The 13,313-nt window shown below is 51.4% G+C and carries 13 protein-coding genes; 10 read left to right on the top strand and 3 right to left on the bottom strand.

Annotation, left to right across the window (positions count from 1 at the left end):
* Positions 1 to 110: 110 nt before the first annotated feature.
* On the top strand, positions 111 to 749 hold the full coding sequence (locus V2546_RS00565; RefSeq protein ID WP_118297217.1) for a hypothetical protein: 639 nt from the start codon (positions 111 to 113) through the stop codon (positions 747 to 749).
* A 277-nt stretch (positions 750 to 1,026) separates the two neighbouring features.
* Here V2546_RS00565 and V2546_RS00560 read toward each other — a convergent pair whose 3' ends face one another.
* Together V2546_RS00560 and V2546_RS00555 are read right to left on the bottom strand one after the other, a co-directional pair.
* The gene (locus V2546_RS00560; protein WP_118531021.1) at positions 1,027 to 1,731 is read right to left on the bottom strand and encodes a gamma-glutamyl-gamma-aminobutyrate hydrolase family protein; all 705 of its coding nucleotides are present in this window, start codon (positions 1,729 to 1,731) and stop codon (positions 1,027 to 1,029) included.
* A gap of 282 nt (positions 1,732 to 2,013) precedes the next feature.
* On the bottom strand, positions 2,014 to 3,003 hold the full coding sequence (locus V2546_RS00555; RefSeq protein ID WP_252197391.1) for a zinc dependent phospholipase C family protein: 990 nt from the start codon (positions 3,001 to 3,003) through the stop codon (positions 2,014 to 2,016).
* Between the two features lie 204 nt (positions 3,004 to 3,207).
* Between V2546_RS00555 and V2546_RS00550 the strand changes: the two genes are divergently transcribed.
* The 9 genes from V2546_RS00550 to V2546_RS00510 all read left to right on the top strand — a co-directional run bounded on the left by V2546_RS00550 (position 3,208) and on the right by V2546_RS00510 (position 12,874).
* A complete protein-coding gene (locus V2546_RS00550) occupies positions 3,208 to 4,569 on the top strand; it encodes an amino acid carrier protein (RefSeq protein ID WP_329751275.1) in 1,362 nt (453 codons plus the stop codon).
* Between the two features lie 397 nt (positions 4,570 to 4,966).
* A complete protein-coding gene (locus V2546_RS00545; RefSeq protein ID WP_329751274.1) occupies positions 4,967 to 6,772 on the top strand; it encodes a M20/M25/M40 family metallo-hydrolase in 1,806 nt (601 codons plus the stop codon).
* Between the two features lie 267 nt (positions 6,773 to 7,039).
* The gene (locus V2546_RS00540) at positions 7,040 to 7,816 is read left to right on the top strand and encodes an SIMPL domain-containing protein (protein ID WP_215702632.1); all 777 of its coding nucleotides are present in this window, start codon (positions 7,040 to 7,042) and stop codon (positions 7,814 to 7,816) included.
* A 356-nt stretch (positions 7,817 to 8,172) separates the two neighbouring features.
* Positions 8,173 to 8,700, top strand: coding sequence for a peptidylprolyl isomerase (locus tag V2546_RS00535; protein WP_329751273.1), 528 nt, complete (start codon positions 8,173 to 8,175; stop codon positions 8,698 to 8,700).
* Between the two features lie 18 nt (positions 8,701 to 8,718).
* Positions 8,719 to 9,420, top strand: coding sequence for a GNAT family N-acetyltransferase (locus V2546_RS00530; protein WP_118531013.1), 702 nt, complete (start codon positions 8,719 to 8,721; stop codon positions 9,418 to 9,420).
* 280 nt (positions 9,421 to 9,700) lie between these two features.
* The gene (gene ispE / locus V2546_RS00525; RefSeq protein WP_215702633.1) at positions 9,701 to 10,597 is read left to right on the top strand and encodes a 4-(cytidine 5'-diphospho)-2-C-methyl-D-erythritol kinase; all 897 of its coding nucleotides are present in this window, start codon (positions 9,701 to 9,703) and stop codon (positions 10,595 to 10,597) included.
* Between the two features lie 15 nt (positions 10,598 to 10,612).
* On the top strand, positions 10,613 to 11,323 hold the full coding sequence (locus V2546_RS00520; RefSeq protein WP_329751272.1) for a GntR family transcriptional regulator: 711 nt from the start codon (positions 10,613 to 10,615) through the stop codon (positions 11,321 to 11,323).
* Positions 11,286 to 11,480, top strand: a complete 195-nt coding sequence (locus V2546_RS00515) for a hypothetical protein (protein WP_015553121.1) — start codon at positions 11,286 to 11,288, stop codon at positions 11,478 to 11,480. The genes V2546_RS00520 and V2546_RS00515 overlap by 38 nt, the downstream gene beginning before the upstream one ends.
* Positions 11,481 to 11,836: 356 nt before the next feature.
* Positions 11,837 to 12,874, top strand: coding sequence for an aldo/keto reductase (locus V2546_RS00510; RefSeq protein ID WP_329751271.1), 1,038 nt, complete (start codon positions 11,837 to 11,839; stop codon positions 12,872 to 12,874).
* A 199-nt stretch (positions 12,875 to 13,073) separates the two neighbouring features.
* Here V2546_RS00510 and V2546_RS00505 read toward each other — a convergent pair whose 3' ends face one another.
* A complete protein-coding gene (locus V2546_RS00505) occupies positions 13,074 to 13,310 on the bottom strand; it encodes a helix-turn-helix domain-containing protein (protein ID WP_118297206.1) in 237 nt (78 codons plus the stop codon).
* Positions 13,311 to 13,313 lie beyond the last annotated feature (3 nt).

The raw sequence follows: 13,313 nt of genomic DNA, 5'->3' as shown, positions 1-13,313 counted from the left end.
ACTTCAAAAATAAAAAGGAATCGTATATAATACGTGAGTATGCCGATTTCCCGGGGGATTCTGTACAGCAGGATGAGAGACCCCGTTGAATTCAGAGGAGGAATTTTATTATGAAATTATTAAAGAGAATGGCTGTGCTGTCTTTAGTAGTTCTTGCCCTTGGCGGATGTACAAAGAGCAGCATTTCAACAGATGCACCGGTGTCCGGAAGTGAAGAGATCGATCCGGCAAAGACAGAGGCAGATGACGACGACGAGACACTGCCGAGAGACCAGAATTTCCTTGTAGAGGACGAGACAGTCGAGACAACAATGTACGACTGGGAGCAGGCACAGAGCGAGTGCGACGGACTGTTCAACGATACAACTGCATTCCCGCAGTCTGTAAAGATGGAGTTCACTTATGATGAGTCCGCTTTAAATATCGGTCTCACATGGACAGTTAAGAACGATACAACAAACGATGACGCGATGGATTACGCCGTAACTATGGTAAAACAGTTCAACGACATCATCGCAGCACAGAGCATGGATCTCGAGAACTCCAGCGCTGATTCCTTCGGAACACTCTGGAACCAGTTCTCCCTTGACGTGAAAGTCGTTACTGAGGGAGGAAAGACACTCGTAGATAAGAGCTACAAAGCCGGCGAGAAGATCGACCTCAAGAGTAGTGAGTCCGCAGCAGCAGGTCCGGAGGACGTTGCCGATGATTCACCGAAGAAGCTTGACGAGACAAAGGCTGCAAAATAATTGACCAAATAATTGAAATAATTACGAAAAGGTAATCAATTTAGGATCAGAAGACGGCGGAATGTTTTCTCACAAAGTCGGGGAAAACATTCTGCCATTTTTTATTTACACGAACAACGAGCCAAGGTCCGCGCTTGCGCGAGACTTTGGCGACTGTCGCGATAACAAGGGGAAATTCGCGAAGCGTGTTTTCGCTTGTTTAAGACATGAAAAAATGACAAAGCGCCGCAGTTCTCATCAGGGGAACAGATACGGCGCTTTTGGTGTGTTTGTACATTTATTTTGCACACTGCTTTACAAAATACTCGAACATCGGAAGAGAGTCCACGCACTCCTTCGGGTTCGTGACCGGACCGGTCATGCGCTCCGGATGCCACTGTACGGACCAGATCGGAAGAGATTCATGCTGGATCGCTTCTGTGAAGGTGTGACCGTTGGATTCGCCCCATGCGATCGCCTGGAAGCCGTCGCCGAGTTTGTCGAGTGCCTGGTGGTGGTAGCTGTTTACTTCCATGGACTCTCCGTAGAGGTTTCCGAGAATGGAATCACTCTTGATGCGCACCGGATGGCAGACTCCCTTGGAGTGGTCGCCGCCGAGCTGAGTCGGGATATCCTGGGTGAGTGTGCCGCCGAAGTATACGTTTAAGATCTGGATTCCACGGCAGATGCCCCAGATTGGTTTTTTGCGGTCCACGAACGCTTTGATGATCTTGTATTCGAGGTCATCGCGCTGCGGATCTGTGATAACGAAGTCAAACATTTTCTCCTGGCCATAGAGCTTTGGCTCAACGTCCTTGCCGCCGCTTAAGAGAAGACCGTCAGCAAGATCCGCATACTCCTCAGCGCAGTCATTGTTGACAGCGAGGATCGGGATACCGCCTGCGCGGCGGATATTCTCCGCATAGTTCTGGTTTAATGCCCATGTCGGTGTTCCGTTGGCTGCTGCACCGGTTCCACCGGTCAGTAAGATCAATGGTTTCATAATCTAACTCTCCTTTTTTCGTATTGCCCGCCTGCCTGCCCCCCTGCAATGAAGATTTCCGGGAATATCCGGCTGTTTCATATACAGACAGGTCGGAAATTTGCTCTCCCGCAGTTGTAAAAAGTTCTGACAGTCGCGAGAAATATGATATCCGGGTCAAAGAAGTCTGGTCCCGGTATCATGAGTATATGATAATTCTGCCGGTTTGGACAGAGATCATCCGCATGTATCATAAAAATTCATATCATCACGTCCGCTCAGAGCCGCCGTGGGTATTTCGGATTATCCGACGTCGAGTCCGCTGTGGTACGAATAGTTTCCGAGCTCCGCGAGGAGCGCAGATATATCCGGCGGTCCGGCGGGGACATTCGCGATCAGGAATGCATTCAGGTAGTAGTAGACCGCATTGCATTTCTTTAAGGTCTGCTGGTACAGATCCGGGAAAGACGCCGTGGAGGCGATGGAGTGATCCCATGGATTCGTCCAGACTTCATGATCCAGGTTCAGGATCTCATGGACTTTTGCGGAGAGCTTATCGGTCACCAGTTTTTTGGATGCGATCGGATGCTTTAAAAAGATGGATTCCACGGATCCGATCAGATGCGTCTTGTGACCCGCGGGATCGGACAGGATCCGGCTTCCGAAGCGGATCGCAAAGATGGACCGGGCAACCATTCCCTCCGTCACCTGAAAATTGTTCTTTTCTGTGATCTGGTAGTAGGTGCGGTTGATGCACCTGCTCAGGTATCTTGAGACAAACTGGCTTTCCTGTGTGTTCAGACAGAGAGAAGCGGCCTGATTGAATTCAGACGGCTTTTTGTGTTTGAACTTCCACAACAGGATCGCGTCGATATCATTCTCGAGCGCGGCATGGAGTCCATGACATTCGGACTTTTTCTTATCGGTCCGGAACTGGATCCTTCCGTAGACGAACGGGTGACAGATCGAATCGGCGATATAGTGGCACATGAACCCGGCGAGAAACGCCGCTGCCTCCTCTTTCTGCTGTCTTGAGCGGATCTCAGAGAGTTCAAGAAGACTGTTCTTAAAAAAGTCGTTCACCTGATACTCGTGCATATGGGAGCCGACATTGCGGTAGTCTCTGTGACGGAGGATCGGGACATTATAGAAAAAGATATCCGGTCCCTGGAGTCCAAGCTGGTACAGCCAGCGGTATTTGGATATCACATGTTTTAAATAATTGTTCGGGAGGTCATTGTAGGCTTTCACACCGAACAGATAGTGGGTCGTAAATCCCGGCACAGGGATCATCTCCTTTGAAAGAAAATGCCAAGGTCTCACGCCAGCGCGGACTTTGGCTCGTTGCCTGTGTATAAATGCTGCCAACGGCAGACACTACAGTTATTATAGCATACCTGTGTGAAAATGGGAATAAAACGTAGAGAGAAACTGAGAATGGCGTGTGATGGGAATGGGAGCAGGGAAACGTCATATCGTAGGAGACGGAGCTTTGAGATGAACATGATCGGGAAAATTCATGGGATCGTCTGGGGACCGTGGACGCCGGTCCTGTTTTTGATGGTGGGCTTTGTATACAGTGTGCGGATCCGGTTCTTTCAGATTAGGAAGATCCCGGACTGGTGGAATGCGACGATCGGGAATCTTTTGCATGACAGGAGTGAGCACAGGGGATCATTCCGGTCGGCGTGTACGGCGCTGGCGGCCACGATCGGGACCGGGAATATCACAGGAGTCGCGGCGGCTGTGATCGCGGGCGGGCCTGGCGCTGTGTTCTGGATGTGGGTCTCCGCGTTCCTTGGAATGGCGACAGCCTACGGGGAGACAGTCCTGGGGATCCGGTACCGGGAAAAAGGTCGGGACGGCGGCTGGATCGCGGGGCCGATGATGTATCTGGAAAAACGGCTGGGATGTTTATGGGCGGCAGTTCTGTACGGATCGTTCTGCATTCCGGCGGCATTCGGGATGGGCAGCATGGTGCAGGCCAACGCGATCGCGGAGACCGTATCCTATGTGTACGGGATCCCGGAGGCGGCGGTGGGCGTGATCGTTGTGACTCTCGCCGGGAGTGTGCTGGCAGGCGGCGGAAAGCGGATCTTTCTCGCGGCGGAGCGGCTTGTCCCATTGTCCGCCGGGATCTACACGGCGGCAGCGCTGGCGGTGATCGTTTTGTATGCAGGACGTATTCCGGGAGTCTTTTTGGCGATCATGGCGGATGCTTTTTCGTTCCGCAGTGCAGTGGGCGGGATCGCGGGGTACGGGATCTCGCAATGTGTCAGCTACGGGATCGCGCGGGGCGTGTTCTCAAATGAAGCCGGACTCGGAAGTCTTGCGGTCTTAAACGGAAGTGCGGAGACGGCGGCGGAGGAGATCCAGGGGCAGTGGGCGATCTTTGAGGTGTTTTTTGATACGATCGTGAGCTGCACACTGACGGCGCTCGTGATCCTCTGTGTGGCGGGCAGAGGGGCGGCTTCGGAGTCTGGCGCGGAAAACGGGGCGTCGCTCACGAGTCTCTGCTTCTTTACGGCGCTTGGAAGTCCGGGCGGGTATCTGGTGGCAGTCTGTGTGGTCCTGTTTGCATTTTCCACGATCATCGCCTGGTATTATATGGGGCGGCAGGCGGCGGAGTATCTTGGAGGGAAGATATCGGGCAGGATTCCGGCAATTTATACGGCGGGATATCTTCTGGCGGCGTTTCTGGGGTGCCTTGGGGCGATGGAGACGGTGTGGCAGGTGACAGATATCTTTAACGGGCTCATGGCGGTGCCAAATCTGGCGGCGCTGGTTTTGCTTGTTGGGGAGATCGATGCGCCGGGAGAGAAGGAGCGGGATACGGGAAAGCGTGAGACGTCGGAATAAATACCGTGGTCGGCCGTGGGGCACAGCGGGAGGAGATGCTTTGGGTGAAAATAAGGGATTTCAGGTGTTCATATCTTGTTCAAAAAGTTTTCAAATTTCTTTTACACAATCCACACGATTTCTTCATGTTTTATGGATATCATATAACCATAAACAGAAAGACATCTGATACAGATGCTGCTTATAAGATTTTTTTCATAATACTCGAGCTGATAAGTGATTATCAGCTCTCCTCCCTTTTTCAAATAATCATTTTGTAGAAGAAAAGCACTCGGCGGGGTGCTTTTTTTCGTGTGTCGGCAAATCTTGAAAAATCCCGGAAAGTTTTAGTATAATGAAAGCATATTTCGTAAGAAAAACAAGACATCATATGTTCATATAAAGGAGAACGGACCGAATGGAAGAAAAGGTTTATGAATATTTAAAGGCGCTTGTGGCAGTTCCAGGAATTTCTGATACGGATGATGAGAAGATGGCGGCGGAAAGGATCGGGGAGATCTTAAAAGCGCAGTCGTATTTTCAGGTTTATCCGGAGAATTTTGGAGAGATCATGATCCCGGGGGATGCGAAAAAGCGTCCGCTGGTGTATGGACTGGTGCGGGGGAATAAGAGTTCCGGGCGGACGGTCATTTTTACCGGTCATTATGATGTGGTCGGTGTGGAGGACTATGGTCCGTTGAAACCGCTGGCGTTTTCGATGGAGGAGCTGAAGGCGGCGTTTGAAAGGGAGTACAGTGAGCGGATGAGCCGCAGGATGGCTGAGGTCCGGAGTTGTGAAGATGCGGGCGAAATGCACGGGAGAGAGGGCAGCAGTGCTGCAACGCTGCGTGCGGGTTCAGCGCATGATCCGGAGGAGGATTTCTGGAAGGATGTTGTGTCAGGGGAGTGGATCTTCGGGCGCGGTGCGGCGGATATGAAGGGCGGACTGGCGGCAGGTCTTGCAGTTCTTGACGAGATCGGAGAGCAGGTTCTTGACGGGACGGACAGATTGAATGGAAATATCCTGTTTCTGGCTGTGCCGGATGAGGAATCTTATTCGGCCGGTATGAGAGGTGCGGCAGGATTTCTCATGGATCTCAGGGAGCGGGAAGGACTTTCCTATGATCTTCTGATCGATCTTGAGCCGATGAGCCGGGATGAGGAAGGTCAGGAGGTATTTCTCGGATCGGTCGGGAAATGTATGCCGGTGGTCCTTGTACAGGGCAGGACGGCCCATGTGAGCAGATGTTTTGATGGGATCAATGCGGTCGGCGTTCTGGGGCGGATGTTTGAGAAGACGGAGCTCTCAGCGGAGTTTGCCGAGATGTTCGACGGGGAGGTCTGCATGCCGCCCACATGGCTGAATTTCCGTGACAGGAAGCGGGAGTATGATGTGTCAGTCCCGGCCAGGGCCGCCGGATATCTGAACGTTCTGAGCTTTAGGTCGGGGCCGGAGGAGATCATCGAAAAGCTTCGGGAGTGCGGGTATGAAGCATTTTCCGGGTATATCGATAAGATGGAAGAAGAGCGGAAAAAACTGGAAGGGAAGCTGTGCGGAAGGCGAATCCTTAGAACAGAAAATGTTCCAGAAGATATTGAAAGGACAGCAGGCGGACAGGAAAAAAAGCAGGATTTTGAAGTGCTCTCTTTTGCGGAACTTGCGGAACGCTGCCGGGAAAAGGATTCTGATGGATTTGAAAGATTTTTCCGGGAACAGAAAACCCAGATGGAGCAGAAGATCCAAAACGGAGAAACAAATTATCCGCAGGCGACGATCGAGCTGATGACCGAAGTTCTGGACTGGTCGGGGATCACGACACCTTTGATGGTACTTGGGTTTGCGCCGCCACTTTATCCTGCCTACCACAGCGACCAGATGGCGGGAAAAGAGGGCGTCGGGAGTTTTCTGTTCCGGAAGATCAAAAAGGTATCGGAAAATGCCGGCTGCCCGGTGAAGAAAGTCCACTATTTTACGGGAATTTCCGATCTGAGCTATTGTGGTGTCTGCGGGGAAATGGATTTTTCCGGTTATGCGTCGGAGACTCCACTGTGGGGAGACGGTTACCGGGTCGATTTCGAGGAGATCGGGAAGTTGAATATCCCGGCGGTCCTCCTTGGCCCATGGGGAAAGGACATCCACAGACGGACAGAGCGCGTGAACCGAAAGAGTCTTCTTGTGGAGCTGCCGGAGATTTTGCTGGAGCTTGCTGAGACAGCAGTGTGAACGGATCTGCAGATCAGAAACCTCCTGACTGCAGACTCGTGACAGAAGACCGGTGGAGAAAGACCAGGAAAAATAAAGGATTTGTCTAAAAACTGTAAGAGAAAAGATAAGATACTTCCATAGTTTTCTGCTATACTCCTTCATATAAGATGATACAGGGCAGGGAAGGTGAAACGGAGAGCTCCGGACCCCTGAGTAAGGACCATGTACATAAAAAGCCGGGAATTTATTCGTCAGGCGGACGTTTGGAGAAGAGGAGGAATCAGTATGAAAAAAAGAATGTTGACAGCGATCGGATTATCAGCCATGATGGCAGTTTCTCTTGCGGGATGCAGCACGAGTGTATCGGTGCCGGATACGGTGAGAGTTGAGAACGTGGGAGACAGCTCGGACGGAAAGATCACGATGGACAGCAGCGAGACCGTGAAGATCGTCCCGGACATGGCAAAGATCGTGTTCGCGGTGACGAGTGAGGCACAGAAGGCGGATGAGTGCCAGCAGAAGAATACGGAAGCTCTGAACTCTCTGACTGAATATCTGAAAGGACAGGGGATCGACGAAAAATCGATCACGACATCCGGGTACAGCCTGAATCCGCGGTATGACTGGAGTTCCGATACAAGAAAACTCATCGGATATGAGATGCAGACGGAAGTGACTGTCTCCGACGTGACGGTGGAGCAGGTTGGGACGCTGCTTTCTGGCGGAGTCAACGCCGGTGCAAATGAGATCTATTCCGTATCCTACTATTCCAGCGGATATGATGATGCGTATGCGGAAGCGTTAAAGAAAGCGGTCGAGCTGGCGAGAACAAAAGCACAGGCGCTCGCAGAGGCCAGCGGACGGACACTCGGAGATGTGGTCAGCATCGAGGAATATTCGGACAACCAGTACGGCAGATACATAGACGGCGGCGTGAACCTGCAGAAAGAAAGTGTGTCGATGGCAGCAGGAGCAGAGAATGCGGTTGAGGACATGAACGTGATGCCGGGAGAGATGGAAGTTGATGCGAATATCAAGATCGTGTTCTCCATGGTTGATTAAGAAGTAGTGTATTGGTGAGGGTACGCGGTGAGCATCCGATCAGGAGCACTCGGTAATTCAGGAAAGCTTCCGCTAAGCCTTCGTGTGACTGCTAAAGGCCGCGGGCTAAGAGGAACCAGATCCCTGAATTAAGGCGCTCCTGCTCGGAGTCTCACCGCTGCTGTATGGCATAGAGATAAAATGTTGCCATGAAAAATTGTGGACATCCGGGGCCATGCCCTGTATAATATAGGGTAATCGGCAGCCGGAAGATTTCTGGACGGCTGCAGCAAAAAAAGAATGAAGACGCAGCCAGCGGAAGAAGAAAATCTGTTTTCTGAGCCAGCGGTCGTGTCTGAGGAAAAAGGAGAAAGACAATGGCAGAAAAGAAAAATCCGGTCATTACCATCGAAATGACAAACGGCGATATCATCAAAGCTGAGCTTTACCCGGACGTTGCTCCGAATACGGTAAATAACTTTTTAAGTCTTGTAAATAAGGGATTCTATAACGGACTGATCTTCCACCGCGTGATCAAAGGCTTCATGATCCAGGGCGGATGCCCGGACGGCAACGGAATGGGCGGCCCGGGATACTGCATCAAGGGAGAGTTCTCCCACAACGGTTTCCAGAATGATCTGGCACATACCGAGGGCGTTCTCTCTATGGCCCGCGCGATGAACCCGAACTCCGCAGGTTCCCAGTTCTTCATCATGCACAAAGATGCTCCGTACTTAAACGGTGAGTATGCGGCATTCGGTCAGGTTATCGACGGTATGGACATCGTCAACAAGATCGCTGAGGTCCGCACCGATTACAGCGACCGCCCGATGAAGGAACAGAAAATCAAATCCATCACAGCAGAGACCTTCGGCGTAGAGTATGCGGAACCGGAGAAGTGTTGATAAAAAAGGAGTGAGGCCATGCAGGAGATCCGTTACGCAATGGTAGACGGTGAAAAAGTTCCTGTTCTGATCTCAGATGAAAACGAGGCTCTCCAGGCGGCGAAAGCTGCAAGGAGAGCCATTGTTGGATTATGGAGAGAAGACGGGAAGGAAAATGAATGGTGTGCGGACACATTGATCACAGATGTCGAGGATGCAGATGAAGAGTTTCTGGAGCGGATTGCAAGGCGCCATCTGGGACTGCCCTGGACGATCTGTGAGACGGAGCGGCTCATTCTCCGTGAGATCGCGGAGCGCGACTATGAGGAGATCGTGAAAAATCATGTCGATGACGGTCTGGATACGGCGGAGAAGATCGCCGGATACACGAAGCGCCACTACGAAGTGTTTGAGTTTGGATTCTGGGCGGTCGAGGAAAAAAAGAGCGGAAACCTCGCCGGTGTTGTGGGATTCCGGATCCCGCAGGATGATGCGGCCGGGGATGTGGAAGACTGGCTTTTGTCTTTTGACGATGAAAATATCCTGGATGACACGCTGGAACTCGGATACCATATCTTTCCGGAATATCGGAGACAGGGGTATGCGAAAGAGGCATGTCTGGCGGCTGTTGAATATGCGAAAGAGGAATTCGGAACAGTTCAGTTTCTCGCACGGATCGAAAAGGATAATATCGTGTCGAAGAAGGTGGCGGAGAGACTTGGATTCGTGAGGGCGGCGTGAGGAACCACGCCTGCGATCGAGGCATGCTGCGGATGAGCCGGGGCAGAAAATAGGAAAAAAAGTCATTTATTTCTCTCAGATTTCTCTTGTCAAATGGTGTCATCATCGTGTATATTAAACATTGTATACAAACAACATAAATACAATGTGTAAGCCTGTTTCGGCAGAAATTTGATCCGGATGGCGCCTTTTTTGCGATGAATGGAGCGTAAGCGAAGATCTGCGAGCGTGAGAGGCGGCATGATCCGGATCACACACATGGAAAATAGAAGGTGACAAGATGAAAGACCATTTAGAGCTGAAAGCCTACGCAAAGATCAACCTTGGGCTGGATGTGGTCCGGAAGAGAGAGGACGGTTATCACGAAGTCCGCATGATCATGCAGACCGTGAATCTGTATGACCGGATCGACATGGACCGGACGGAGGACGGCGTGATCAAGACGGAGACGAACCTTCCGTTCGTGCCGGACGGGGAAGGAAACCTTGCGTGGCGCGCGGCAAAGCTTCTTTTAGATGAGGCAGGGATCAAAGACGGCGTGACCATCAGGATCCGCAAATATATCCCGGTGGCGGCGGGCATGGCCGGCGGAAGTACCGATGCGGCAGCTGTTTTAGTCGGCGTGAACCGGATGTTTGATCTCGGATTTACGAAGAAGGAACTCATGGAGCGGGGCGTAAAGCTCGGTGCGGATGTCCCGTACTGCATCATGCGCGGAACGGCGCTTTCCGAGGGGATCGGCGAGATCTTAACGGAGCTCCCGCCATCCCCGAAGTGCCATCTCGTGATCGCAAAGCCGCAGATCTCCGTCTCGACGAAAGCTGTGTACGGAAAACTGCGGGTAAATGAGCTTGCACCGGAGGAACATCCGGATATCGACGGAATGACTGAGGCGATCAGAAACGGCGACCTTGACGGCGTGATCAGCCGTCTTGGAAATGTCCTCGAGACTGTAACGATCCCGGATCACCCGGAGATCGCAAGGATCAAGAGTATGATGATGGAGAACGGCGCCTGCGGTTCCCTGATGAGCGGCAGCGGTCCTACCGTGTTCGGTATCTATAAGGACAGGGAACTCGCGGAAAAGACCTTCCAGGCGCTTAAAGAGGCGGATGACGGGCGTCTGACCCGCCAGGTGTACCTGACTGAATTCTACAATCGGAAGAAAGCCAGATAGAGGAGTAAAGACACGATGACAAATTATTTTGAAGTAAATATGGATGAATATCTGCCGCTCAGGGATGTCGTATTCAAGACCCTGCGTCAGGCAATCTTAAAAGGAGAACTGGAACCGGGCGAGCGCCTGATGGAGATCCAGCTTGCGGAGCGGCTTGGTGTGAGCCGTACCCCGATCCGAGAGGCGATCCGGAAACTGGAGCTGGAAGGTCTGGTCCTCATGATCCCGAGAAAGGGAGCAGAGGTTGCAAAGATCTCCGAGAGCAACCTTCGGGATGTTCTGGAGGTGCGCCGTTCCTTAGAGGAGCTTGCGATCGACCTCGCATGCCAGAGGATCACCGAGGAAGAGCTTGATGAGTTAAACAAAGCGGAAGTTGATTTCAAGGCTGCGATCGAGAACGGAGATGCGATGCAGATCGCCCAGACAGATGAGAGCTTCCATGAGATCATCTATAACAGCACGAAGAATCAGAAGCTGGTGCAGATCTTAAATAACCTGAGAGAGCAGATGTACCGCTACCGCCTGGAGTATATCAAGGATGCGGACAAGCGCCAGATCCTCATGGTGGAGCATGAACACATTTTAAAGGCACTGACACTGCGCCATATCCAGGAGGCGAAGATGGCTGTGCGGGAACACATCGATAATCAGGAGATCACGATTCTCAAGAATCTGAAGGAGCAGGAAAATGACATTCAAAGAAAAGTACCAGGCAGGAGAAATTGAATTTGAAGCGATCGACGACTATGTCGATGAGTGGAACAACAGTGACGATGAGCGGACTCTGGCGAAATTCCTCGGTCTCAACGCGGACGAAGAGGACGCGTGGATCGATGATGGGGATGAGGCTCTGAAGGAGATGCTGGACGCAGGAAAGCAGTAGGCAGCTGCGTGAAGCATGAAATAATGCTTTTTGACGGTATTTTGCCTGCTGTGAGGCGGAAAGTATTATAATCTGGAATATCATTTGCCCGCAGTTCAGAAATGGTTATTTTTCACGGGTAGGAATTTTCTGAACTGAAAATTCCGTATGATACCGTTATGGCCGCGGATTTTGCCGATTTGGAATGCGAAACATCGGCAAAATCCTGTTACAGTGCGCGGGCATGGAGTGACCGTGTACTGTAACCAGAAATGTCAGCTGTCTGCGGGCAATTCATAAAGAAGACAGCATGTTCAGCTGTGAAAAAACATGATCAGGCCGCAGGGCCGTACAATATCGGGAAAGGGGATATCTTCATGACGACAGTTACACTTGGAAAGACCGGGATCACGGTCAACAAGAACGGATTCGGCGCGCTTCCGATCCAGAGGATCACGAAGGAAGAGGCGGCAAAGCTTTTAAGAAAGGCGTACGACGGCGGAATTACATATTTCGATACGGCGAGAGCTTACTCCGACAGTGAGGAGAAGATCGGTTATGCGCTCAGTGATGTCAGAAACCATATCTATCTCGCAACAAAGACCGCGGCAAAAACAGCGGATGAATTCTGGAAAGATCTTGAGACCAGCCTGCGTCTGTTAAAGACGGACTGCATCGATGTATATCAGTTCCACAACCCGGCAGTCTGTCCGAAGCCGGGCGATGAATCCGGCCTTTACGATGCGGCATTAAAAGCGAGAGAGCAGGGAAAGATCCGCTTTATCAGTATCACGAACCATCGCCTCGTGGTCGCGAACGAGGCGGTCGATTCCGGCCTTTACGCGACATTACAGTTCCCGTTCTGCTATCTCTGCAGCGACGCGGACCTGGCACTCATGGAGAAATGTAAGAAGGCGGATATGGGCTTTATCGCGATGAAAGCGCTGTCCGGCGGCCTTATCAATAACTCGAAAGCGGCTTATGCATTCCAGGCACAGTACGACAGTGTGCTCCCGATCTGGGGTGTCCAGAAGGAGAGCGAACTCGATGAATTCTTAAGCTACATCGACAATCCGCCGGTGATGGATGACGAGATCCGCGCCCTGATCGAGAATGACAGAAAGCAACTGTTCGGCAGCTTCTGCCGTGCCTGCGGCTACTGCATGCCATGCCCGGCCGGCATCGAGATCAACACCTGTGCGAGAATGTCTCTTCTTCTCAGAAGATCCCCGTCCCACCTCCAGCTCACACCGGAAGTCCAGGCGAAGATGATGAAGATCAAAGACTGTCTCCACTGCGGCCACTGCATGAGCAAATGCCCGTATGGACTGAATACACCGGAGTTGCTGCAGAGAAACCTGAAGGATTATGAGGAGATCCTTGCGGGAAAGGAGATTTTGCCGGGAAATTTCTAGGACAAATAAGAAATGATCTGCATATTCGGAACTTACATATGCAAATTTTGCACATTCGAAAAATGAAATGTGCAAAAAAGAAAAAGGCTTTTTGGAGAACAATCTCTGAAAAGCCTTTTTTTGCAAAAAAATTGGAAATAATGACAATAAATGACATCGATGACAATTTTTGTCCATATAAGGTGCTATAATAACAGTATCATGATTCCTCGAATACAAGAAACTTCTGAGCCTCGACATGCAGGGCATCGGCGATATCGAAGAGGGTATCTAAAGACAGTGCCTTGGAAATATTCGGCGCTTCGAGGTGCCCGATGTAAGCGGGAGTCAGTCCGACCTGTTCAGCAAGCTCTTCCTGGGTGAGACCACGGAGCTTGCGGTAATAGGCGATCTTCAGGCCAATTTGGCGATATTTTTCAGTGTGAATCGATTTCATGAA

This window comes from Clostridium sp. CM74B_53 (assembly GCF_036318045.1).
Taxonomy (GTDB): domain Bacteria; phylum Bacillota; class Clostridia; order Lachnospirales; family Lachnospiraceae; genus Pilosibacter.
Note: the sequence above shows the minus strand (reverse complement) of the source record. Positions and strands in the feature narration are given on the sequence as shown.